This is a genomic window from Mailhella sp., from assembly GCF_057866825.1.
The window spans coordinates 1-22,075 of the sequence record NZ_DBMAHT010000011.1 but is presented as its reverse complement, the minus strand read 5'-3'; the positions used below and the strand labels follow the sequence as shown (position 1 = coordinate 22,075).

Here is a 22,075-nt window from a genome sequence, read left to right as displayed (position 1 = left end):
GCTTCCCACGACCGCGCAAAAACCGGCGGACCGGGACTGATCAGACTTCTTCGGGCGTCATGAGGCGAATGAGATCGGCGGCATTTCCCCGATCTTCCAGAGTCCTGACGGCATGAGCGAGTTCCCGGAGCCGCTCTTCGGAAATCGGGCGGATGGAGGATTTCGCGCACATCGACAGCTTATGCTCCATTTCCTCCAGCGTCATGGGTTTGTTCGAGGAGCCTTTCAATTCCCGGCACACGGCGGAACGCGTGGTGCCGTCGGTCATGGTGACGGTCATGGTGACGGGTACCATGGAGGCGGCCGGAGCGCCGTCGTCGGTTCGCAGCGATATGCTGCGGGCCACCTGCCGGACTTCGGGGTTCTGCACGCCCTTTTCGGTAAAGTCTTCGAGCATGGCCGTTCCCTTGACCAGACCGAGGGCTCCGCACCAGGCACCGCTCAGAATGCTTTCCACCACGGGGTTGCCCGTTATGGCGTCGTAGGGCTTGCCGGATACGCGCCAGGCCACTTCGGGCATGGCTATTTCCGCGGACCGGACATGGCGGAAATCCACGCCCTGCTCATGGAGCATAATGCCCGCCTCCAGCGCGCCGGCGGCGTCGCGGGCGCAGGGATAGGGCTTGAGGCCGATATTCAGCATGTCCCATTCGGTTCCCAGGCCGCGCAGCATTTCCACCCGGCTGTAGTTGCCGTTTTCATAGAGAGACATATAGCCGTAGGGGCCTTCCAGCACGTTGATGGGGCCGGTGATGCCGAGCCGGGCGAGCTGACAGGCCGTAATGCCGCTGCGCACGGCAAAGCCGGGATGCATGCGCTTGACGAGTGCGCCGTCGATATTGGACTGCAGCGTTGACCCCGTCTGGGCAAAGGCGATGCCGTAGGCGGCGACAAGTTCGTCTTCCGAGAGTTCCATGAGTTTTCCCGCCGCGGTGACGGCGCCGAAATAGGCCAGTGTTCCCGTGCGGTTGAAGCGCAGAGAAGCGTGTATGCTCCGGCCTATGCGCCCCATGACTTCCGCACCGAGAGTCACGGCCGCAAGCAGGTGCCTGCCGTCGATGTTTCCGGCGTATTCCGCAACGGCGAGGGCGGCGGCAAGGCAGGTGCAGTGGGTATGGGCAATGGCCTTGTCGTGCGTGTCGTCGAAGTCCAGCGCCTGAAAAAGCGTGGCGTTGACCATGCCTGCATGGATGGCGGGCACCTTGCCTCCGAACACCAGCAGCGAGGCCTGCGGCGAGCCGCCGGTATCGATGGCCCAGCGGGCGAGTTCCCGGCAGCCGGGAGCTGCGGATCCCGCCAGACCGCAGGCGAGCGTATCCAGGATGAGTTCCTTGTCGTGCTTCACGACCGCGTCGGGAAGATCGTCGAAGGATGCTCCGCGGACGAATGACGCGATTTCCTTGATGGCGTCCATGGCCGTTCCTCAGAGCCCGAGCAGACGGGCCGCATTGTCGTGCATGGTGAGCTGAAGGGCCTCGGGGGTGAAGGGAAGGTCTTTCCACAGCCTTATGCTCTGGGCGATGCCGCGGACGGGATAGGAGCTGGCGAAGAGCACCCGGTGACGCAGCAGAGTGTTGGCGGTGTTGACGAAGTCGTTCACGCCGAACATGCCGGGAATGTAGGCGTAGCAGTCGGGAATGAGCCAGATGTTGGTGTGCATCATGGCCACGCCGGCCATGAGCTGCAGATAGGGCCAGCAGGCATGGGGGACAACGATTTTGAGGCGCGGGAACTTTTGCGCCACATGCTGCACGTGGATGGGATGGGTGTAGGTGAGGTCCTTGACGTAGAGGCCGCTCTGCATGATGGACATGATCATGCCGTGATCCTGGCAGTACTCGTAGATGGGATCGATGAGCGGATCATCCGCGTACAGCGGAGGATTGCTGAAGCTCGGATCGATGCAGGCGCCGACAAAGCCCTGACTGCGGCGGAGTTCCAGTTCTTCCATGACGTGGGGGGAGCGGGGTTCCAGCGCCACGAAGGGGAAGAACTTGCCGGGATGTTCGCGGCTCAGACGCAGTGCGTCGTCGTTGGTGGTGGAGGAATGGGAGGTTCCCACTTCGCTCACGCGGCCCATGAGCACGGAGGCCGCCACGCCCGCTTCTTCAAGTTCCTGGAGAAGCAGCGGCACGGAATGCTGGTCGGCCGAAGGAATGGGATCTCTTCCGGCGGTGGTGAACATCTCTTCCGCAGGATCGGCGGGCGGGGTCCAGCAGCTGCCGAAAATGCCGAGGGAAAGATTGCCTTCGTAGGGCGGACGTACGCGAAAATCGATGATCATGATAATTCTCCAATGGTTAGAGGGAACAGGCGCAGAGGAAGCCCTCGCGCGTGGCGTCCTGAATCTTGCGGGGAGCGAGTGCGTCCCCGATGACATGCACTTGGCCGAAAGCCTGCTTGAGGGGTTCGAGCAGGGAGGTGTCGGAGCGGTAGCCCGCGGCAATGACCACGGTGTCGGCCGGAATCAGGCTGCCGTTGCACATGACGCCTTCATCCGTAATGGACTGGACGGCGGCTCCGGTATGGACGGTTACGCCGAAGTGCTGAAGATTGCTGTGAATATGGGCCAGGAAGGTGCCGCCGCAGCCGCGGGCGATCTCGTTGGCCATTTCCAGAATCGTGACGCTCCTGTTGCGGACGCCGAGGAAGTGGGCCGTTTCCACGCCCACAAGTCCGCCGCCTATGATGACCACCTTGTGACCGGTTTCCACGGCGCCGGAGAGCACGTCTTCGGCCATGACGACGATGGGCTTGTCCACGCCGGGTATGGGGGGAAGTGTCTGTCTGGCTCCGGTGGCGAGAACGACATGATCGGGATGATGAGCGCGGATGTCGTCCGGCGAGGTGACGGTACCGGAAATCTGCGTGACGCTCAGCTCTTTCAGCTGGGTGCGCAGGTAGCGCTCGAAGAGCAGGAACGATTCCTTTTCCGGAGGTGCGGCGACGATGTCGAGCTTGCCGCCGGGTTCGGGCTTTGCGTCGCAGAGAATGACGATATGTCCGCGCATGGCGGCTACTCTGGCGCACTCCATGCCGGCGGGACCGCCGCCAATGATGACGACGCGGCCGGGATCGGGGCTCGGTTCCACCGTTCTTTCTTCTTCAAAAGAGCATCGGGGATTGACCAGACATTCCGCAGAATTGCCGGACATGATGCCGTCTGCGCAGCCCTGGTTGCACGCCACGCAGTAGCGAATGTCCTCCCAGCGGCCGCTTTTCATTTTCAGCACGAAATCCTCGTCGGCCAGCAGTCCGCGGCCGATGGCCACGGCGTCGGCCTTGCCCGTGGTCAGAATGTCCTTGACGAGTTCGGCGCTGTTCAGACGTCCCGCCACGATGACGGGTACGGAAAGTTCTTTTTTCAGCGTTTCGGCGTAGGGCACGAGAAAGCCCTGCGGAATGAACATGGGCTGAATGCTGTAGGGCAGGGCGTCATAGCTGCCTGCAGAGATGCCCACGGCGCTGATGCCGGCGTCCTGCGCCATGCGGCAGATGCTGCGCACTTCATCAAAGTGCAGGCCGTCGTCGAGAAATTCATCGGCGGAAATGCGGATGCTTACCGGCACGCGTCCCGCCACTTCATGCAGCACGGCGTTGAGCACGCGCATGGGGAAGCGGCAGCGGTTTTCCAGGGAGCCGCCGAATTCGTCGGTTCTCTTGTTGCTGTGGGGAGAGAGAAAGCTGTGCAGCAGGTAGCCGTGGGCAAAGTGTACCTCCACAAGGTCGAAGCCCGCTTCAATGGCGCGGCGTGCTCCGTCGGTGAACTTGCGCACCATGTCGTCCATGTCCTGCACAGTCATGGCGCGGGGGTGGCTGTTCACTGCGGCGCAGGGCATGGCGGAGGGCGCTATGGGAGTGAGTCCGGTCACCGCCTCGGTGGCCTGCCTGCCCGCATGATAGAGCTGCGCGCCGATGCGGCCGCCGGCGTCGTGGACGGCCTTGCACAGTTCGGAGAGACCGGGAAGAAAGTCGTCGGAATAGATGCCGAGCTGGGAGGGCAGGCCGGCGCCTTCGGGCGAAACGGCGATGGAACCCGTGACGATGAGTGCGACTTCCTTGCGGGCGCGTTCCTTGAAGAAGTTGATGAGCCGCTCACTCACCTTGCCTCCCTTGTGGGCCATGCCGTTTTCCATGGGGGCCATCAGAAAGCGATTCTTCAGCGTGAGATTGCCTATGCTGAGAGGAGAGAACATGTCTGTCATGGGTGATCCTTGGTAAGGGGTGTCGGAAAAGATATGTTTTCCGATGCATTTTTCGTGCCAAAACAGACGGAAAAAGGAGGTCCATGCCGTGATGCCGAAATTTTTTTTCGTACCGGGAAGGAAAGAGCCTTCTTGCGCGAGCTTTCCCGCCGTGCTAATCTCCGCTCGTTCTTTGCGAACGCCCCCAGACCTTCAACCCGGCCTTGCGCCCTTGTGACACCCATGTCTGAAAACTCTGGAAAGAAAGGCAGTTCCATGTTTCGCGACTACGGCGAAGCGCTGCTGACGGCAGTGGTGCTGGCTCTTGTCATCCGAACCTTTTTTCTTCAGGCGTACACCATTCCTTCCGGCTCCATGCTGCAGACCGTGCAGATCGGCGACTACGTTCTCGTCAACAAGTTCGTGTACGGCGTGAAGATTCCCTTTACCGACAAATACCTGTTCCGCGGAGCGGATCCGCAGATAGGCGACATCATCGTGTTCAAGTATCCCCGCGACCCCAGCACCGACTACATCAAGCGCGTGGTGGGGCTTCCCGGCGACGTCATTGAAATGCGCAACAAGCAGTTCTACCGCAACGGCGAGCCCGTGAAGGAAGACTACATTCAGCAGCTCTACCCCAACGTGATCGGCAGACTCGACAACGTCGGTCCCATGACCGTTCCCCCGGATTCCTACTTCGTCATGGGCGACAACCGCGACAATTCCGAGGATTCCCGCGCCTGGGGCTGCGTGCCGCGCTCCTACATTCACGGCAAGGCCTGGCGCATCTACTGGTCGTGGGACGGCGACACCCATACGCCGCGTCTCGGCCGCCTCGGCCATCTTGTCGAATAGCGGGTCGAACCATTTCCCCTTCGGGGCGACTCTCCCGGAACGCGCCGCTTCGGGAGAGCCGTTGTTTTTTCTGAACAGGGCTCTCGCCCCTGAACGCTCCGGCGCGTCGGCCGCGCGGCCGCTCAGGCTGCCCGTTGCCGGTCGTGCAATGTCAACCTTCGGAAGGATGCTTTCGTGCAGCGAATTCCCGAACCTCTGAAAAATCTCGTGGACCAGCTCGCCCGCCTGCCCGGGCTCGGGCCCAAGTCCGCCATGCGCGCCGCCATGACTCTGCTCAAGTGGCCCGAAGCCGAAGTGCGCCGGCTGGGCAAAAGCGTGTACGAGCTGCGCGACACGCTTCATCTGTGCAGCCGCTGCGGCGGCCTTTCCGATTCCGATCCGTGCCCCATCTGCGCCGATCCCGAGCGCGACGAAACCCAGCTCTGCCTTGTGGCCGAGTGGGACAGTATGCTCACCATGGAAGAGGGCAACTTCTACAAGGGCTACTACATGATTCTCGGCGGCCTTCTTGCGCCGCTCGATCACAGCCCCGCGGAGACGCTGGAAATGGACCGTCTGCGCGCCCGCCTTGCCGAAGGCCGGGTGAAGGAGCTCATTCTTGCCCTCGGAGCCACGGCCGAAGCCGAAGCCACGGCCACCTTCGTGAAGGAACAGGTGAGCGCGCGCTTTCCCGAAGTGCGCGTCACGCGGCTTGCCCAGGGCATTCCGCTGGGCGCCGAGGTCAAATACATGGACAGGGAAACGCTGCGCCAGTCGCTGCGCTACCGTCAGGCTCTGTAGCGGCCGCAGGGCCGCGCGTTTGCCGGGCGCTTCCCGGCCTCACACGAATGTCAACGTCATGGAGATGTCATGGCCTTTTATTTTGCCCCCCGCGAGGCGAGAACCACGCTGACCTGCCCCGAGTGCGGAAAGCCGCTTGACATCCGCCGCACCTGTCATGAGGCGTACATGCAGTGTTCCGCCTGCCGCCGCACCTTTCCGCTCAAGCAGTTCATCAGCCAGATGGACGACGTGATGGAAGAATTCCTCGAACGGCTGTACGCCGACCGCGTGTAGCCTCTCTACGGGAGACGCCCCTCCGGCGGTCTTCCGCCCAAGGAGCAACTATGAGCTCTCGCCGTTCTTCGTTTGCGGCATTTCAGCCGCTTGTGGACATCGCGCTGTTCGTTCTCGTCAACACGGCGCTGTTCTTTGCCGCCCGACTGGCGCTTCTTTACTTTCTTCTGCCCGACATCACCGAACGCGGGCACATTCCCGAAGCTCTCTACATAGGCCTCAAGTTCGACGCGCGCATGGCGGTGTTCATGGCGCTGCCTCTGGCCTTCTGCCTGCTCTGGCCGCGTCTTGAGCGCGCCGTTTCGCGCGAGGGCGCGTCGTTTGCCCGGAAGGCGCTCTGCCTCGTCACCGGACTGATGGCCGCCGGAGCCATGCTCGTCTATGTGTTCGACTTCGGCTTCTTCTTCTATCTGCATCAGCACATCGACATGGGCGCGAAGGTCTTTCTGGAAGACCCCTCGGAATCCGTGCGCATGGTGTGGCAGAGCTATCCCGTGCCGCTCATCGTTGCGGCCTTCGCCGTGGCGGAGGCGCTCTACGTGTGGCTGTTTGCGCGTTTTCTGCGCTCCCACGCGGCGTTCCCCATCCGTCCGAAAAAGGGCGGGGAAGGCTGCACCCGCAAGTGGCGCGCCTTCATCACCACGGCCTCGCTCGTCATGCTCTTCATCGTGGGCTACGGGCAGATCAGCTCCAACCTCTTCCCCCTGCGCTGGAGCAACGCCTATTTCAGTTCGGACAAGAACATCGCCATTCTGGCCGTGAATCCCATCCAGAACCTTTACGATACCCGCAACTACGGCAAGGCGCTTCCGCCGAACATCGAGGCCACCCGCGAGGCCTGGCCCCGCATGGCCGCGTACCTGCGCGTTCCCGAAGGCTCGGAGCCGCTCACCTACGTGCGGCATTTCCCCGGCAGAGCCATGGAAAAGCGCCCCAACATCGTGATTCTCATCATGGAGTCCCTGTGCTGGGAGCGCACCTCCCTTGCGCCTTCCATGCCCGCCTCCCTCGGCCCGGACATTGATCCCACGCCGTTCCTCAGGGAACTGGCGCCGAAGAGCCTCTACTATCCCAACTTCTACTCGCCCACCCGCACCACGGCCCGCGCCGTGTTCACCACCATCAGCGGCGTGCCGGACGTGAACCATTCCGGCGGCACCACGTCGCGCAATCCCAAGCTGGTGGATCAGTCTTCGGTGCTCAATGAATTCGCGGGCTACGAAAAGTATTACATGATAGGCGGAAACGCCAACTGGGCCAACATCCGCGGCATGCTTCAGCACAACGTGGAAGACCTGCATCTTCTGGAGGAATCGGCCTGGGAGGCCCCCAACACCGACGTGTGGGGCGTGTCCGACATCGCCATGTTCCGCGAAGCCGTGGACGTGCTCTCCGGCAGCCGCAAGCCCTTCATTTCCGTGATTCAGTCGGCGTCGTTCCACCGGCCCTACACCATTCCCGACGACAACGAAGGCTACGTGTCTCCGCCCGATCCCTCGCCCGAGGCTCTGGCCTGGTACGGCTACGAAAGCGCCGAGGAATTCCGTTCCCTGCACCTTTCCGATCACGCCCTGCGCCGCTTCTTCGACAAGGCCTCGAAGCAGCCGTGGTTCAACGACACCGTGTTCGTCATCATCGGCGATCACGGCCTGAACAACAATTCCACCAACATCACGCCCGCCGTGCGAGCGTGCAACCTGCAGGCGTGGCACATTCCGCTGCTCATCTACGCGCCGGGCGGTCAGGTGAAGCCGGGCGTGAATCCGGCTCCGCACATTCAGCCGGACGTTCTGCCTTCCATGGCGGCGCTGGCCGGTCTGGACTTCTACACCAACACGCTGGGCCGCAATCTCTTCGACCCCGCCAACGACGCCGACGCCGTGGCCTTCATCAGCGATACCGACAGCGTTCACTACCTGCTGGAAGACGGCTACGTGTACGCCGTGCGTCCGAAGGGCGACGCCCTGTACCGTCTGGACGAGCGCACGCCCGACAACAACGCCCGCGATCTGCGGGCCGAGGAGCCGGAAAGGGCGGCGTCCATGCGGCAGAAGCTCATGGATTTCTACTACACGTCGCAGTACCTCCTGCACAACAACGGCAAGGATCGCATTGCGGCCGCGCGCGCTGCGGCAAAGGACGCGGGAAAATAAGCCATGAAGACCGTGACCATTCATACCGACGGTTCCTGCCTCGGCAATCCCGGCCCGGGCGGCTGGGCCGCCGTGCTGACGTGCGAGGGCGCGAAGGGCCCGGCCAGACGCGAGATGAGCGGCGGCTTTGCCCGCACCACGAACAACCGCATGGAGATTCTGGCCGTGCTGGAGGCGCTCGGTGCGCTCCGCGAGCCCTGCGTGGTCGAGCTGTACACCGATTCGCAGTACGTGGCCAAGGCCATCAAGGATCGCTGGCTGGCGGGCTGGCTGCGCAACAACTGGCTGACTTCGGCCAAGAAGCCGGTGAAGAATCAGGACCTTTGGAAGCGCATGCCCGAGCTCCTTTCCCGGCACGAGGTGCGCTTTCACTGGCTCAAGGGACATGCGGGGCACGCGGAAAACGAGCGCTGCGACGAGCTGGCCCGGACGGAGGCTTCCCGGAAGGATCTGCCCGAGGACGTGGGCTTTTCCGACTAGCGGACTCTCTTGTCCGGGGGCCTGCACGGCGTCATGAGGCCGCAGCGGCTTTCGGATGAGAGTTCCTTGCGCCATGCCGGCACGACATTTGACATGCGGCCGTGCGGAATATGGAATATTTCGTGTCCGCGCACGGCCGCATGTTGTGCAAGCGCCCGAATAATCGTAGAAAAGATAAGCAAAAATAGAGTATTGCGCCCTCGTCTTGTCCTGCCGGACATCCTGTGTTAGACTTGTGCCGTTATGACCCGACGTGAATGGAAAATACGCGCGACGGCCCGCCTTGCCGGCACGGAAGCTCCGGCAACGGTAGCCGCTCTTCTGCTTTGTCATGTGCTCGGCATAGACAAGGTGGCGCTTGTGGCCCATTCCGAAGAAGAGGTGCCGGCCGACGCGGAGCGCCGGCTTGAAGCGCTTCTGGCGCGGCGTCTGGCCGGAGAGCCTGCGGCCTATCTGCTCGGCCGCCGTGAATTTTACGGTCGCGATTTCTTTGTGGACTCCGGCACCCTCATTCCCCGCCCCGAAACGGAGCATCTTGTGGAAGCGGCGCTGGAGTTTTTCGGCGATCGGCAGGACGTGCGCTTTCTTGACCTCGGCACGGGCAGCGGCTGCATTGCCGTGACGCTGGTTGCAGAGAGGCCGACATGGCGCGGCGCGGCCGTGGATATTTCGTCCGCCGCGTTGAAGACGGCCCGAAAAAACGCCGAAGCAAACGGCGCAGCCGACGCCGTCACCTTCGTTGAGGCCGATTTTACCGGGCCTTTGCCCTTTGCCTGCGGCAGTTTTGATCTTGTCGTCAGCAATCCCCCCTACATCAGTGAAGAAGAATACGCCGGACTCGATCCCGGCGTCAGGAATTTTGAGCCGCGCTCCGCGCTGGTGCCCGGGCCTTCGGGTCTGGAACACCCCCGCGCGGTGGAAGCGGCGGCCCGCGCCCTGCTGAAGGAAGGCGGCCTGCTGCTCATGGAGCATGGATGCCTTCAGGGCGATGCGTGCCGGGCGTTGTGTTCGGACGCGTACTGGAAGGATATGCGCACGGGACGCGATCTCGCCGGAAAGGACAGATTCCTTTTTGCGGTGAGGCGTTCGTGCGCGTAAACCCCCGGTTGACCGGGGAAAGCTGCGGCGGAATGTTCCGCCGGGCGCTCAGGAGATCGTCATGCCCCAGACCACTCTTGGCGGCACTGTCACCTGCAGGGGAATTTCCCTGCATTCCGGCCATGAAGTCAGCGTGGAGTTCCGTCCTGCTGCGGAAAATTCGGGTATTGTTTTTCATATTCATTCCGACGACGGCGTGCATCTGCTTTCGCCCCGTCCGGAAGCCGTGAGCACCACGGAACTGGCCACCACCATCAGCGACGGCAAGGTCAGCGTGGCCACCATCGAACACGTGCTCGCCGCCCTGAACGGTCTTGCCGTGGACAACGTGGAAGTTCACGTCTTCGGCGGCGAAGCTCCCATTCTCGACGGTTCGGCGATGGTGGTGGTGGATTCTCTGCTCAGCGTCGGCCTTCGTTCTCAGAACGCGCCCCGTCGCGTGGCGCGCGTGGCGCGCGAGTTCTCGCTGGAAAAGGACGGAAAATCCATTGTTGCGCGTCCCTTCGACGGCTTTTACGTGGACTACACCATCCGTTTCCCGCATCCGGCCATCGGGGAGGAGCACTTTGCGCTGAACGTCACGCCGGAATCCTTTGAAAAGGAAGTGGCTTCCGCCCGCACCTTCGGTTTCCTCAAGGAAGTGGAATACCTGCACAGCCGCGGCCTTGCGCGCGGCGGCTCGCTGCAGAACGTGGTCGTGGTGGGCGACGAAGGCGTCATCAACAAGGAGGGCCTGCGTTTTCCCGACGAATTCGTGCGTCACAAGATGCTGGATTTCATCGGCGACATGGCCATGCTCGGCACGCCGCTGCAGGGATCCTTTACGGTGTCCTGCTCCGGTCACGGTCACAACAACGCCTTCCTGCGTGAGCTCGTGCGCGGCGAGGGCCTGCTGGAATACGTGAATCTTTAGCCTGATGCCGGAAGACGCGTCGCGCGTCCTTCGGCGGCCTGAACAGGCGCGGTCTGCCGGAAGATTCGTCGGACGCCGCGCCGGAGAACCGGCGTTTTCTTTGCCGGAAGCGTAAAAAGAAGGGGGAGCGATGAGAGTCGCTCCCCCTTTTGTGTGCTTTTGCGGAATGTCTGAGAAAATGCTCCGGAACAAAAGAGACTGCGCAGCGCCTTCTTTAAACGCAGCGCTGCGGCCCGGTCGGCTGGCGAGGCTTCGGGGAAGGCGCACCGGCAGTCGGCCCGACGATCGCCCCGCGGAACGCGGAGCGCCTACGCCATGCTCCCTCCGACAGGAGAAATGCGGAGCGTCCTGCCCGCGCTGCGCCGAATCCTAAGCCCGGCCCTTGAGTTCCGCGTTCAGCAGATACAGACTCCGGGCATCGTCGCCGAAAAGATCGAACTTGGCGATGAGATCGCCGGTCTGCTTTTCTTCCTCGCCCTGTTCGGCAATGAACCATTCCAGAAACTGACAGGTGCGGAAATCGTCGGCGTCGCGTGCTTCGCGGTAAAGATCGTGAATGAGCGACGTGATGTACTGCTCGTGCCTGAGCGTGGCTTCCAGAGGCTCGCGGTTGTTCTGAAAGTCCGTGACCGGCCCGGCGATGGCGGCAAATTCCACGTCCACCCTGTTGTCCTGAAGATAGTTCAGAATTTTGATGGCGTGCCCCTGTTCTTCCTGCGACTGCCGGGCGAACCAGTGACTGAAGCCGTCCAGACTCCGGCCCTGATAGAATCCGGCAATGGCCAGATAAAAGTAGGCGGAGTAGAGTTCCTTGTTGATCTGATCCTTCAGCAGCGCTTCCACCTGTGCGTCCATGACGGTTCTCCTTGGTTGAAAGGCGGCGCGGAACTGCACCGTCTTATGACAAAGCGTAGTGTCTTTTCAGGGAGTTGTCATGACTGAGAGCCAAAAAACTCATGTCGCGGCGTCGTAGCGTGCAGGTAGAGCGAGGCGCGCCGAGGGCGGATCATGCGTTCGGCCGCAGAGGTCCGTAATACCACGAGGCCGTGGCTCCGCCGTCCGCCAGAAAATCCGCGCCCGTGATGAAGGAGCCCCGGTCGCTCAAAAGCAGTTCCGCCAGATTGGCTATTTCATCCGGCGTGCCGGGGCGTCCGGCAGGACAGCGGGCAAACATGTCCTTGTAGAAGGCTCCGCGCGGCCCGTTGAATTCGTCTATGGCAAGCGGCGTGACTATGATGCCGGGAGAGATGGAGTTGATGCGTGCTCCGCGTCTGCCCCAGGCGACGGCTTCCGCCATGACCCGCTTCACATTGCAGCGCTTGGCGAGCTGATAGGCGTGCAGGGTGTCGCGGATGTTTTCGGGACGCAGCACGTCAAGTTCGAGCAGTTTGTCCGCAGGCGTGAGGGCCAGCGCTTCATCGACGTCTGCGCCGAGCGCGGGCAGCCGATGCCCGGACTGGCTGGATATGGTGACCCCTGCGCCGCCAGGAGCAATGATTTTGCCCGTCTCTTCGAGCAGCATGGCCGTGCCGTACAGATCCACGGACAGAATGGTTTCTACGGATGCCTGACTCGGCGACACGCCGGCCGCGTTCACAAGCATGGTCACCGGGCCGAGATGCTGCGCCTTGTCGAGAAGTGCAAGTATGGAGTCGCGGGAGGCGAGATCCGCCGTCTCCGCCGTGGCGTTGAATCCTGCGTTCCGCATGACGCAGGCGGCCTCTTCGGCGTAATCCCGGTTCTTGTCGGCAATGACGATGGTTTTGCCGCTGCCTGTGCGTCTGGCTATGGCCAGACCTATCTGACCTGCTCCGACGAGTATCATGACGTTGTTCATGGAAGAGCTCCCTTTGACTGGATTGAAGTACGCCTACGGTATAGGCGCGCGGAGGCGAGAGGCATAGATTCGATACTGCCGCATTCTTGCCGGATTCTCTCTTTGCCGCGCTTCTGTATGCAGAAGCCCCTTGCGTCGTCGCCCTTTGACGCGTCGGCCGATAAGGCATACACCTGAACTTTATTTTCCTCGGAACGGAGTTCGCTTAACGTTTTTCGCGTCGCGGATTCCGGCGAACTTCCGTCGCGATACGGAAAGGCGCGGCCGAACAACGCCTCAACCAAGGGCAGGTGCGATATATGGCGCTTTTTACAGGACTTCCCGCATCAAAAAAACACGTGCTTCTTTTCATGGCCATGCTCAACTTCGGCTCCACCGTGGCCATGCAGGGCTGGACCATGCTGTACAACAACTTCGTGGTCAACTACGCCGGCCTCACGCCTGCGCAGAGCGGTCTTGTGCAGGGCCTGCGGGAACTGCCCGGCCTTCTGGGCGTCACGCTCATCTTTTTTCTGTTCTTCATCAAGGAACACCGGCTGGCGGCTCTTTCGGTCATGGCCGCGGGCCTCGGCACCATGCTCACCGGATTTTTCCCGTCCTTTGTGCCCATCATCTTCACCAGCATGCTCATGTCCTTCGGCTTCCACTACTTTGAAGCCCTGAACAACTCCCTGGCCATTCAGCACTTCGATCTTAAGCAGACGCCCATCGTCATGGGACGGCTGCGCGGTCTGGTGGCGGGCGGCAGTCTCATGATTTCCGTGTTCGTGTTTCTTTTTTCCGAAAAGCTGAGCTTTGTCTGGCTGTTCTTCGTGCCCGGAGCCGTGGGCCTCGTGCTCGGATTCTTCGGCCTCGTGCATCCGCTCACGGGCAGCCGTCCGCCGAAGCAGCGCAAGAGAATGCTGCCCCAGAAGCGCTACTGGCTCTTCTACGTGCTCAACCTGCTCATGGGCGGCCGCCGCATCGTGTTTTCCGTGTTCGCCGTGTTCCTCATGGTGGAGCAGTTCGGCTTTTCCGTGCGCAGCGTGTCGCTCATGTTCATGTTCAACTACGCCGTGAACTGGATGTTCAATCCCATGGTGGGCAAGATCATCAACCGTCTCGGCGAGCGGCGGCTCATGACCATTGAGTACATTTCGGCCTTCGTCATTTTCCTCGGCTACGCCTGCACGAAGAACGAATACCTCATCGTGCTGCTGTACGTGTTCGACAGCCTCACCTTCAACTTTTCCATTGCGGTGCGCACCTTCTTCCAGAAGATCGCCTTCCCCGAAGACGCCGCGCCCAACATGGCCATAGCCCAGACCATCAATCACATCCCCGCCGTGACCATTCCCGCCCTGGGCGGATGGATGTGGACGAGCTGGGGATACCAGTCGGTGTTTCTCTTCGGCGCCGGACTTACGGTGATGTCCCTGCTGCTCGCGCAGCTTGTGGACAGGGAAATCCGCATGAAAAACACACAGAGCAGAGGATAGCTATGAACAAGGAATTCTGGTCCATGGCGACGGGACGCACGCCCGCCGACTTCCGCATCGACAACGTGCGCATCGTGGACGTGTTCAGCGGAGAAATCCGGGAAGGCTCCGTGAGCGTGGGGCAGGGGCGCATACTCGGCTTCGGAGCGCTGGAGGCCCGCGAAGTGGTGGACGGCAGGGGAGCCTTCCTGCTGCCCGGCTTCATCGACGGTCACGTACACATTGAATCGTCCATGCTGTGCCCCGCACGCTTTGCGGAGCTCGTGCTGCCGTTCGGCACCACTACCGTGATGGCCGATCCGCATGAGATAGCCAACGTCAAGGGCATGGAGGGCATACGCTACATGCTGGAGGCTTCGCGCGAGCTGCCGCTCGACGTGCGCGTCATGCTGCCTTCGTGCGTGCCCGCGCTGCCCGTGGAGGACGCCGGAGCCGTGCTTCGCGCGGGCGACATTGCGCCCCTGCTTGCCGACGACAAGGTGGGCGGCCTTGCCGAAATGATGAACGTGCCCGGCCTCGTGGCCGGCGACGACGATGTTTTGGACAAGCTTGAGCGCACGCTGGCCGCGGGCAAGGTGATAGACGGGCATTCGCCCATGGTGTCGAAGGAAACGCTCGACGTGTGCGCGGCGCTCGGCGTGAGCACCGATCACGAATGCACCACCGTGGAGGAAATGGAGGAACGCATTGCGCGCGGCATGTACGTGCTGCTGCGCGAGGGCTCGGCCTCGCGCGATCTTCTGCATCTTCTGCCGGGGCTCACGCCTGCCAATCAGCGCCACTGCCTGTTCTGCACCGACGACAGACAGCCTTCCGACATCATCGAGCGCGGGCACATCGTCAACAACGTGCGCATGGCGGTGCGCTTCGGGCTGGATCCCGTGAGCGCGGTGCGCATGGCCACGCTCAACGCGGCCGAATGCTACGGCCTGCGCGACCGCGGCGGCATTGCCCCGGGGCGTCGCGCGGATCTCGTGCTGGTGGAGGATTTGAAGGATTTTCGCGTGATTTCCTGCTGGGCTGGCGGCGAGCTTGTGGCGCAAAACGGCAGCATGCTGCGTTCGCTGCCCATGCGCGACCCCGGCGATCTGTGCGCCAGCGTGTCCGTGGCTCCGCTGCCCGAGCGCCCGTTTTCCGTGCACGTGCCGTCGGGCCGGGCGCGGGTCATCGGTCTGCGTCCGCACTCCCTCATTACGGAGTGCCTGCTGCGTTCGGTGGAAACGGGCCCGGACGGCGAGGTGGAGCTCGCCCGCAATCCCGGGCTTCTCAAGATAGCCGTGCTGGAGCGTCATCACGCCACGGGCAAGATGGGCGTGGGCCTTCTCGACGGCCGCTACGGCCTCAGAAACGGCGCAATCGCCACCACCATTGCCCATGATTCGCACAACATCGTGGTGGCCGGCGACAGCGAAGCCGACATGCTGGCTGCCGTGCGGGAAGTGGAACGCCTGCAGGGCGGCATAGTCATGGTTTCGGAAGGGCGCGTGCTGGCGGAACTGCCGCTGCCCGTGGGCGGCCTCATGAGCGAGCGCCCGGCCGCGGAAGTGTCCGCAAGGCTGAACGAGCTGCTCGAACTGGCGTCGTCCCACTATCACATCTGGGAGGGCGCGGACGCCTTCATGACGCTCAGCTTCCTGGCGCTGCCGGTCATTCCCAGCATCAAGCTCACGGCCCGCGGCCTGTTCGACGTGGAGAGATTCGCGTTTGTGGACGTGGACGCCGCGCGCTAGGCAAGGTCATCGTTTTCGCGGGCCGGAGCTCCGCGAAGGGAAAAAGCCCGGGGATCCGCAGGGATCGCCGGGCTTTTTGTGTGATGGTGCGATGCGCGTTCGATGAGGCTTCGGAAGGCGGAGCCTTCGTGATTTGGTGAGCGGCGCTGCCGCCGCGCGAGCCAGGCTGTTTCTTGCAGAAAGGCTCTGCGGCCGCCGGGGACTACTTCAGCACAGGCATGGGGCCGAAGCAGGATTCGTAACGGGCCTGAAATTCTTCCGGCGTGAAGGAGTGCAGCTGGGTGCCGTACTGTTCCACGCAGAAGCTGGCCGTCACCGTGCCGAGTCTGGCCGAGAAGGCCATGCCCATGCCGCTGTGCAGGCCCTTGAGCAGACCGGCACGGTAGGCGTCGCCCGCGCCCGTAGGATCGGACACGTGCTCGACGGACACGGCGGGAATGTCGTAGGGGCGGGCATCCTTGTGCAGAATCACGGAGCCCTTGCCGCCGAAGGTCACGATGAGAAATTCCACGCGGTCGAGAAGGGCGTCGCGGCTGAGGCCCGTCATCTTTTCGATGCGGTCGATTTCATAGTCGTTGCCGATGAGCACATGCGCGCCGGTGAGGCCGGAGGCGAGCTGATCGCCGCCGAGCACCGTGATCTGCTGGCCGGGATCAAAAATGTAGGGAATGCCGTGTTCTCTGTAGAACGCGGGCAGGTTCACCATGTCGTCCACGTTGCCGGGCGCCACGAGGCCCCAGTCGCCCTGATGCACGACGGGCGTTTTTTCCGGAAACACGGCGGTCTTCATGGCCGAGGGCGAAAAGGCGTTGATCTGGTTGCTGCTTCTGTCGGTCATGATGTAGCAGCAGGCGGTGAAGTCGCCGTCGTCGACCTTCACGCCGGCGAGGTCTATGCCCATGTCGGCGAGGCGGCGACCGTAGTCGGCAAAGTCCTTGCCCACGGCGCCGTAGATCACGGAACGCTCGTTCAGCAGCGCCAGGGAATAGGCCACGTTGCCCGCCGTGCCGCCCATTTTTTCCTCAAGGCGGTCGATGGGAAAGGACACGTTCAGAAAGTGCAGCTTTTCGGGAAGAATATGATCTTCAAAGTGACCGGGAAAGGTCATGATGCGGTCAAAGGCGAGGGAACCGGAAATGTGGATCATGCAGGACTCCGTTGGATAGATTCACATGCCGCCGGGCATGGCTGTTTTCTTTTGGTTTTAACGACATGGCGGGGGCTTTGACAAGTATGCTCCGCACGGGGAAAAGAGGGCTTTCTTGCCCGTCGGGCGATATTGTGGCAGAAAGGGGGCATTGATTCCCGAGTCCGCGCCGCAGGGAGGCGGACGTTTTTTGCGCCGCGGCGCAGAAAGAACGCGCATGCCGCGCCGCATGCCGTTTCCCGCCCGGGACCGACGCCGGGAACAGTTCAGGCGCGGAGGATGTTCAATGAAAGCAATGGAAAAGACAAATCGCGCCATGGCCGTTCTGGCGCGCCTGAAAAAGCGCTATCCCGAGCCGGAAACCATGCTCGATCACAGAAATCCCTGGGAGCTGCTCGTGGCCACGGTGCTGGCCGCCCAGTGCACCGACGCCCGCGTGAACACCATTACGCCGGAGCTGTTCCGCCGCTGGCCCGATCCCGCGGCGCTGGCGCGCGCCCCGCAGGAAGAGCTCGAAGACGTGATACACGCGGCGGGCTTTTATCACAGCAAGGCGAAAAATCTCATCGGCGCGGCAAAGCGCGTCGTCGAGGCTTACGGCGGCGAAGTGCCGCACACCCTGGAAGAGCTCGTCACCCTGCCCGGCGTGGCGCGGAAAACCGCCAACGTGGTGCTCTGGGGCGGGTTCGGCATCAACGAGGGGCTTGCCGTGGACACGCACGTGAAGCGCCTGTCCTTCAGGCTCGGGCTCACGAAGAACACCGAGCCTGTGAAGATAGAGCAGGATCTCATCAAGATTTTTCCCCGCGAAGAGTGGGGAGACGTGAATCACCGGCTGGTCTGGTTCGGTCGCGACGTGTGCGACGCGCGCCGTCCTGCCTGCTCCGAGTGCGAACTTTACGATCTGTGCCCGCGCAAGGGCGTGAAAACGCCGCCCGAACCGCCCGTGCGGAAAAAATAACCGACATTAACCGCAAATAACGGACGCGGCCCTGCGCCCCGGTTCGTTCATCGAAGAAGGTTGTAGATCATGAACAAGCGTTATGCCTGCCTGGCCCTGGCGGCCTGTCTTTCTCTTGCCGCGGGGTGCGCCCCCCAGAACAGCCGCATGGTGGAGGCTCTGGACGGCGGGCAGTTTGTGGCCATGTCCCGGGCCATGCGTCCGGTGATGCTGAAGAAGAACATTGTGGATGACAAGGGCGACTGGTATTCGCCCATGTTTTCCTCCCGTCCCGCCGACGCGGGAAAGACGCTGGTGGACAGACTCTCCCCGGCGTTCCGCTTCCCGGGTTCGCATCTGGCCGTGGCGCCCACGTTCCGGGCCATGCTCACGCCGGACGCCAGGGTGAAGTATCAGGACAACAAGGCCGTCATTGAACAGGGCATGAACCGCGTGAGTCTGGAACTTGTGGCCGTGACCGACTGGAACAACGACGGCGTGGACGACTGGCTGGTGAATTGCCGCACCGGTTATACCGACACGCCGCAGCGCTTCCGGGAATACTATCTCGTCATCATCAATCTCACGACGCCCGTGCTCAAGCCCTACGTGCTCATGGTGCTCGACCACGTGTACAGCCGTGTGACCGTGCGCAACGACGCTTCCGGCGGCGAGCTCGTGGAGACCAATGTCATGGAATTTCTCCAGGGGCAGTCCACCATGACGGAAGCGGCGGACAGCCGTACCGTGCATCGCAAGCTGGAGGAGGGCTCCTCGCTCCGGCAGACGTCGCTGAGTCATTGACGGAAGCGGAGGCCGCATGCCCGATTCCTGCGTCGTATTTGCCCGAAAAGCGCGCCTCAGGGCCTTGTGGCGGCCTTTGCTGCTGCTTGCCGTCATGGCGGCCCTGGTCTGGTGGTTTGTTGACGCCGCCTCGGAACAGTACCGCTGGCAGTGGTATCGGGTGTGGCGCTATGTCGGCGTGTGGGAAGACGGATCGTTCACGCCGGGCGTGCTCACGCAGGCTCTCGGCGTGACGCTGGAACTGACGCTGGTCAGTCTGGCGCTGGCTCTCCTGTGGGGCGCCGCGCTGGCCGCCATGCGCCTTTCCGCTTCGCCCGCGGCGCGCACGCTTTCCGGCATGGCGCTCGGCGTTTTGCGCAACACGCCGCTGCTCATGCAGCTTTTCATGGTGTATTTCGTGGCGGCTCCGGCGCTCGGCATGGGGCCGTTTGCTGCCGCCGTGCTCTCCCTCGGGCTCTTCGAGGGCGCGTACATTGCGGAAATCTTCCGCGCCGGCGTCATGGGCGTGCCCCGCGGTCAGTGGGAAGCCGCCCTGAGCCTCGGCATGCCCGTGGGCATGGCGGCAAGGCTGGTCGTGATTCCGCAGGCCGTCAGGCAGGGGCTGCCGGCGCTGGCCGGACAACTTGTTTCGCTCATCAAAGATACTTCCCTGGTGAGCGCCATTGCCGTGGCTGATCTGACCATGCGCACCCGCGTGGTCATTACCGACACCTTTCTGAGCTTTGAACTCTGGCTGCTTGCTGCGGCCGTCTATCTCGTTCTCACCTCGCTGGTCAGCATTCCTGCCCGGCTTCTGGAACGAAAGGAGCACTCATGAAACATCTGTTCACCGCCTTTCTGCTGGCTCTCGGTCTGTCGTTCTGTCTGCCTTCCTCGGGCAGTGCGGCTCCTCGCGATTCCGTCATTGAAAAGGTCGTGCAGCGCGGCACGCTGCGCGTGGGCTTTTCCTCGTTCGTGCCGTGGGCCATGCAGGACAAGGAAGGCAAGTACATCGGCTTTGAAATCGACGTGGCCGAGCGTCTGGCTTCCGATCTCGGGGTCAAGTTGCAGCTTGTGCCCACCAGCTGGGACGGCATCATTCCTGCGCTGCTTTCCGGCAAGTTCGACGTCATCATCGGCAGCATGAGCATCACGCCCCAGCGCCTTCTGTCCGTGAACTTCTCCATTCCCTACGATCACGCCTACGTGGACCTCACCCTCAACAAGGAAAAGTCCGGCGACATCAACCGGCTTGAGGACCTGAACCGGGAAGGCGTCATTATTGCCGTGCGCACCGGCACTACGGCGGCCGCGGCTGCAACGAAGCTGTTCCCGAAGGCGACGCTGCGCATGTTCAACGACGAAGCTCCGGCGGTGGAGGAAGTGCTTTCCGGCCGTGCCCACGCCTTTGTTTCCAGCGCACCGCTGCCTGCCATGGAAACGCTGAAGCACGGCGACACGCTGGTGCAGAAGTTTGAAACGGGCCTTGCCATGCAGCCCGTGGCCTTTGCCGTGCCCAAGGGCGATTTCGACACCCTCAACGTGTTCGACGGCTGGATCCGCCTTGTGGAAGAGGAAGGCTGGCTGCAGGAACGCCGCGATTACTGGTTCAAGTCCGACGCATGGCAGAGCAGGCTCAACTGAACCGCATTCCCGGGCATTGCGGGGCCCGCCGCTGGCGTGAGCTGAACTCGTGGGACGCCGTGCTTGTGCTTGCCGCCGTTTTTCTGGCAGCGGCGTTCTGCTGGCGTTCCGCGAGCGTGACGCAGCACGACTGGAACTGGAGCGCGCTGTGGCCGTATCTTGTGTCGCGCGACGCTTCCGGCGCGTGGCAGGCTGGCATGCTGCTCAAGGGGCTTTTCGGCACGCTCCGGCTGGGCTTCTGGTCGCTGATCGTCGCGCTTGTCTCCGGCGGCCTTGTGGGAGCTCTTTCCGCCAGGCAGCGGGGCTTTGCGGCCTGGCCCGCCGCGCTCTACATTACCGTGCTCCGCAACACGCCGCCGCTGGTGCTGCTGTTTCTGGTGTACTTTTTTGCCGGCTCCTTTTTTACGGAACCCTTTCTGCGCGTGGAAGACGCCGTGGCTTCGCTGCCCGCATGGGCGCAGCAGACCTGCGCCGTCCTGTTCGCCCCGGCGGGACAGATGGACCGCATGGCGGCGGCCGTGCTCACGCTGGGGCTGTATTCGGGCGCGTACGTGGCGGAAATAGTGCGCGGCGCGCTGGAGGCCGTGGACGAAACGCAGTGGGACGCCTCGGCCTCGCTCGGCATGAACGCGTGGCAGCAGCTGCGCTGGGTCATTGCGCCGCAGGCCTTCCGCATCATGGCTCCGCCGCTCACGGGGCAATGCATCTCCGTGTTCAAGGAAACGGCGCTGGCGTCGGCCATTTCCCTGCCCGAACTCACGTTTCAGAGCCTTGAGGTCATGGCCGTTTCCCGCATGACCTTTGAACTCTGGATCGTCACCGCAGCCCTGTACCTTGGCGTGTCCTGCTTTTGGGCATGGCTCGGCCGCCGCATGGAACGACGGGGATTCCGACGCCGAGGCTCTTCTGCCAGATGGGGCTAGACGCCGCTCCTGGCAGCTCGTAGCCTTCCCTTTCCCATCCATCTTTGAAAAAAAACGTCCGGACGGAATCGCCCGGACGCTTTTTTTGGTTAAAAGAAAACCCCCAGCTAGGCTGGGGGTTCCCGAAAACTTATAGTTATGCGTAAGTGATAAACACTCCTTTTGATTTGCTAAGAAAGAGGTGCGGTCTGGCAACTGCGCCCATAAGCAAATCAAAAGGAGGTCAAAATGGTGACACAAAGAAGTTAGCGTATACGCAAGATAAAGGAAAGAGCAGCCTGATGATATATGAGCAGTTCGGTGAGCTGAAGTCCAAATATCGTAATCGGGAGTTCTGGTGCCGTGGTTACTATGTCGACACGGTGGGTAAGAATAAGGCAAAGATAGCTGAGTACATCAGGCATCAACTGGCCGAGGATAAGCTCGGAGAACAGCTGAGCATCCCCTACGCCGAAAGCCCGTTTACGGGCCGCCGGTAACAGAAATGCAGATGTCAGATCGTTCATGCGCCTGTTAGGGCGCGGCTGGTAAGAAAGCCTTACAGGCGCACAAGAGGAACCACCGGCTACGCCGGTGGGGCCCCATTTAGACTTTCGATATCTGCGGAAGCAAAAGCGGCCCGCATTTTTTAGTCTTTCGACACGAAAACTGAGGCAGCCGAAACAGAACGCCGCCCATGCTGCAGGCATCTCTGCCTTTTTGCTTCCATTGCCCTCACCCCGGACTTGCCGCCCGAGCTCCCCTCCAAACAGTCACCGCCGAGCACTCTCATCGCCGTTCAAGTCCTGACTGACACAACTCTCCGTTGCCCTGATAAAAGTTTTAGGAAAGAGGATGGGGGTGCGGGGGAA

General features: G+C 62.2%; 20 protein-coding genes and 1 pseudogene. 15 read left to right on the top strand and 6 right to left on the bottom strand.

The window, feature by feature from the left end; genetic code table 11:
• Window positions 1–40: 40 nt before the first annotated feature.
• Genes ACZM96_RS02570 through ACZM96_RS02560 form a run of 3 tightly spaced genes read right to left on the bottom strand, consistent with a single transcriptional unit; the run spans window position 41 to window position 4,205 of the window.
• A complete protein-coding gene (locus tag ACZM96_RS02570; RefSeq protein WP_489487138.1) occupies window positions 41–1,414 on the bottom strand; it encodes an MmgE/PrpD family protein in 1,374 nt (457 codons plus the stop codon).
• A 9-nt stretch (window positions 1,415–1,423) separates the two neighbouring features.
• On the bottom strand, window positions 1,424–2,284 hold the full coding sequence (locus tag ACZM96_RS02565; protein ID WP_489487136.1) for an amidohydrolase family protein: 861 nt from the start codon (window positions 2,282–2,284) through the stop codon (window positions 1,424–1,426).
• Window positions 2,285–2,300: 16 nt separating this feature from the next.
• On the bottom strand, window positions 2,301–4,205 hold the full coding sequence (locus ACZM96_RS02560) for an oxidoreductase (protein ID WP_489487134.1): 1,905 nt from the start codon (window positions 4,203–4,205) through the stop codon (window positions 2,301–2,303).
• Between the two features lie 255 nt (window positions 4,206–4,460).
• Here ACZM96_RS02560 and lepB point away from each other — a divergent pair, with 255 nt between their 5' ends.
• The 7 genes from lepB to lpxC all read left to right on the top strand — a co-directional run bounded on the left by lepB (window position 4,461) and on the right by lpxC (window position 10,742).
• The gene (lepB, locus tag ACZM96_RS02555; RefSeq protein ID WP_489487133.1) at window positions 4,461–5,042 is read left to right on the top strand and encodes a signal peptidase I; all 582 of its coding nucleotides are present in this window, start codon (window positions 4,461–4,463) and stop codon (window positions 5,040–5,042) included.
• Between the two features lie 174 nt (window positions 5,043–5,216).
• Complete coding sequence (recR, locus tag ACZM96_RS02550; protein WP_346665821.1) at window positions 5,217–5,822, top strand: recombination mediator RecR; 606 nt, start codon at window positions 5,217–5,219, stop codon at window positions 5,820–5,822.
• Between the two features lie 69 nt (window positions 5,823–5,891).
• The gene (locus ACZM96_RS02545) at window positions 5,892–6,098 is read left to right on the top strand and encodes a dual CXXC motif small (seleno)protein (RefSeq protein ID WP_489487131.1); all 207 of its coding nucleotides are present in this window, start codon (window positions 5,892–5,894) and stop codon (window positions 6,096–6,098) included.
• 50 nt (window positions 6,099–6,148) lie between these two features.
• A complete protein-coding gene (locus tag ACZM96_RS02540) occupies window positions 6,149–8,251 on the top strand; it encodes an LTA synthase family protein (protein WP_489487129.1) in 2,103 nt (700 codons plus the stop codon).
• Window positions 8,252–8,254: 3 nt separating this feature from the next.
• Window positions 8,255–8,731 (top strand): ribonuclease HI, encoded by a 477-nt coding sequence (rnhA, locus tag ACZM96_RS02535; protein WP_294484893.1) that lies wholly within the window; start codon window positions 8,255–8,257, stop codon window positions 8,729–8,731.
• A gap of 243 nt (window positions 8,732–8,974) precedes the next feature.
• Entirely contained in the window at window positions 8,975–9,829 is an 855-nt protein-coding gene (prmC, locus tag ACZM96_RS02530) for a peptide chain release factor N(5)-glutamine methyltransferase (protein WP_489487126.1), read from the top strand.
• Between the two features lie 61 nt (window positions 9,830–9,890).
• Window positions 9,891–10,742: a UDP-3-O-acyl-N-acetylglucosamine deacetylase gene (gene lpxC / locus ACZM96_RS02525; protein WP_489487124.1), complete on the top strand. Its 852-nt coding sequence runs from the start codon at window positions 9,891–9,893 to the stop codon at window positions 10,740–10,742.
• A gap of 369 nt (window positions 10,743–11,111) precedes the next feature.
• Here lpxC and ACZM96_RS02520 read toward each other — a convergent pair whose 3' ends face one another.
• Entirely contained in the window at window positions 11,112–11,597 is a 486-nt protein-coding gene (locus ACZM96_RS02520) for a ferritin (protein ID WP_294484888.1), read from the bottom strand.
• A gap of 151 nt (window positions 11,598–11,748) precedes the next feature.
• Window positions 11,749–12,579, bottom strand: coding sequence for an SDR family oxidoreductase (locus ACZM96_RS02515; protein ID WP_489487122.1), 831 nt, complete (start codon window positions 12,577–12,579; stop codon window positions 11,749–11,751).
• A 299-nt stretch (window positions 12,580–12,878) separates the two neighbouring features.
• Here ACZM96_RS02515 and ACZM96_RS02510 point away from each other — a divergent pair, with 299 nt between their 5' ends.
• Both ACZM96_RS02510 and ade read left to right on the top strand, forming a co-directional pair.
• Window positions 12,879–14,057, top strand: coding sequence for an MFS transporter (locus tag ACZM96_RS02510; RefSeq protein WP_489487120.1), 1,179 nt, complete (start codon window positions 12,879–12,881; stop codon window positions 14,055–14,057).
• Window positions 14,058–14,059: 2 nt separating this feature from the next.
• The gene (gene ade / locus ACZM96_RS02505) at window positions 14,060–15,787 is read left to right on the top strand and encodes an adenine deaminase (RefSeq protein WP_489487119.1); all 1,728 of its coding nucleotides are present in this window, start codon (window positions 14,060–14,062) and stop codon (window positions 15,785–15,787) included.
• A 202-nt stretch (window positions 15,788–15,989) separates the two neighbouring features.
• Here ade and ACZM96_RS02500 read toward each other — a convergent pair whose 3' ends face one another.
• The gene (locus ACZM96_RS02500) at window positions 15,990–16,934 is read right to left on the bottom strand and encodes a carbohydrate kinase family protein (RefSeq protein ID WP_489487117.1); all 945 of its coding nucleotides are present in this window, start codon (window positions 16,932–16,934) and stop codon (window positions 15,990–15,992) included.
• Between the two features lie 295 nt (window positions 16,935–17,229).
• On the opposite strand from ACZM96_RS02500, the gene nth reads away from it, so the two are divergent.
• The 6 genes and pseudogenes from nth to ACZM96_RS02470 all read left to right on the top strand — a co-directional run.
• The gene (nth, locus tag ACZM96_RS02495; protein WP_489487159.1) at window positions 17,230–17,895 is read left to right on the top strand and encodes an endonuclease III; all 666 of its coding nucleotides are present in this window, start codon (window positions 17,230–17,232) and stop codon (window positions 17,893–17,895) included.
• Between the two features lie 69 nt (window positions 17,896–17,964).
• A complete protein-coding gene (locus tag ACZM96_RS02490) occupies window positions 17,965–18,678 on the top strand; it encodes a hypothetical protein (protein ID WP_489487115.1) in 714 nt (237 codons plus the stop codon).
• A gap of 16 nt (window positions 18,679–18,694) precedes the next feature.
• Window positions 18,695–19,495, top strand: a complete 801-nt coding sequence (locus ACZM96_RS02485; protein ID WP_346665833.1) for an amino acid ABC transporter permease — start codon at window positions 18,695–18,697, stop codon at window positions 19,493–19,495.
• Window positions 19,492–20,301 (top strand): transporter substrate-binding domain-containing protein, encoded by an 810-nt coding sequence (locus tag ACZM96_RS02480; protein ID WP_489487114.1) that lies wholly within the window; start codon window positions 19,492–19,494, stop codon window positions 20,299–20,301. Before ACZM96_RS02485 ends, ACZM96_RS02480 begins: the two co-directional genes overlap by 4 nt.
• Window positions 20,280–21,224 carry an amino acid ABC transporter permease gene (locus ACZM96_RS02475; protein ID WP_489487113.1) on the top strand — a complete coding sequence of 315 codons (945 nt, stop codon included), beginning with the start codon at window positions 20,280–20,282 and terminating at the stop codon, window positions 21,222–21,224. Before ACZM96_RS02480 ends, ACZM96_RS02475 begins: the two co-directional genes overlap by 22 nt.
• A gap of 263 nt (window positions 21,225–21,487) precedes the next feature.
• Window positions 21,488–21,703: pseudogene (locus ACZM96_RS02470) on the top strand (transposase); the annotation flags it as partial.
• Between the last annotated feature and the right edge of the window lie 372 nt (window positions 21,704–22,075).

What these genes read in the sequence shown, in the direction of transcription:
- ACZM96_RS02570 (WP_489487138.1), bottom strand. Translation starts at nt 1,414, where the DNA reads ATGGACGCCATCAAGGAAATCGCGTCATTCGTCCGCGGAGCATCCTTC.
- ACZM96_RS02565 (WP_489487136.1), bottom strand. Translation starts at nt 2,284, where the DNA reads ATGATCATCGATTTTCGCGTACGTCCGCCCTACGAAGGCAATCTTTCC.
- ACZM96_RS02560 (WP_489487134.1), bottom strand. Translation starts at nt 4,205, where the DNA reads ATGACAGACATGTTCTCTCCTCTCAGCATAGGCAATCTCACGCTGAAG.
- lepB (WP_489487133.1), top strand. Translation starts at nt 4,461, where the DNA reads ATGTTTCGCGACTACGGCGAAGCGCTGCTGACGGCAGTGGTGCTGGCT.
- ACZM96_RS02545 (WP_489487131.1), top strand. Translation starts at nt 5,892, where the DNA reads ATGGCCTTTTATTTTGCCCCCCGCGAGGCGAGAACCACGCTGACCTGC.
- ACZM96_RS02540 (WP_489487129.1), top strand. Translation starts at nt 6,149, where the DNA reads ATGAGCTCTCGCCGTTCTTCGTTTGCGGCATTTCAGCCGCTTGTGGAC.
- rnhA (WP_294484893.1), top strand. Translation starts at nt 8,255, where the DNA reads ATGAAGACCGTGACCATTCATACCGACGGTTCCTGCCTCGGCAATCCC.
- prmC (WP_489487126.1), top strand. Translation starts at nt 8,975, where the DNA reads ATGACCCGACGTGAATGGAAAATACGCGCGACGGCCCGCCTTGCCGGC.
- lpxC (WP_489487124.1), top strand. Translation starts at nt 9,891, where the DNA reads ATGCCCCAGACCACTCTTGGCGGCACTGTCACCTGCAGGGGAATTTCC.
- ACZM96_RS02520 (WP_294484888.1), bottom strand. Translation starts at nt 11,597, where the DNA reads ATGGACGCACAGGTGGAAGCGCTGCTGAAGGATCAGATCAACAAGGAA.
- ACZM96_RS02515 (WP_489487122.1), bottom strand. Translation starts at nt 12,579, where the DNA reads ATGAACAACGTCATGATACTCGTCGGAGCAGGTCAGATAGGTCTGGCC.
- ACZM96_RS02510 (WP_489487120.1), top strand. Translation starts at nt 12,879, where the DNA reads ATGGCGCTTTTTACAGGACTTCCCGCATCAAAAAAACACGTGCTTCTT.
- ade (WP_489487119.1), top strand. Translation starts at nt 14,060, where the DNA reads ATGAACAAGGAATTCTGGTCCATGGCGACGGGACGCACGCCCGCCGAC.
- ACZM96_RS02500 (WP_489487117.1), bottom strand. Translation starts at nt 16,934, where the DNA reads ATGATCCACATTTCCGGTTCCCTCGCCTTTGACCGCATCATGACCTTT.
- nth (WP_489487159.1), top strand. Translation starts at nt 17,230, where the DNA reads ATGGAAAAGACAAATCGCGCCATGGCCGTTCTGGCGCGCCTGAAAAAG.
- ACZM96_RS02490 (WP_489487115.1), top strand. Translation starts at nt 17,965, where the DNA reads ATGAACAAGCGTTATGCCTGCCTGGCCCTGGCGGCCTGTCTTTCTCTT.
- ACZM96_RS02485 (WP_346665833.1), top strand. Translation starts at nt 18,695, where the DNA reads ATGCCCGATTCCTGCGTCGTATTTGCCCGAAAAGCGCGCCTCAGGGCC.
- ACZM96_RS02480 (WP_489487114.1), top strand. Translation starts at nt 19,492, where the DNA reads ATGAAACATCTGTTCACCGCCTTTCTGCTGGCTCTCGGTCTGTCGTTC.
- ACZM96_RS02475 (WP_489487113.1), top strand. Translation starts at nt 20,280, where the DNA reads ATGGCAGAGCAGGCTCAACTGAACCGCATTCCCGGGCATTGCGGGGCC.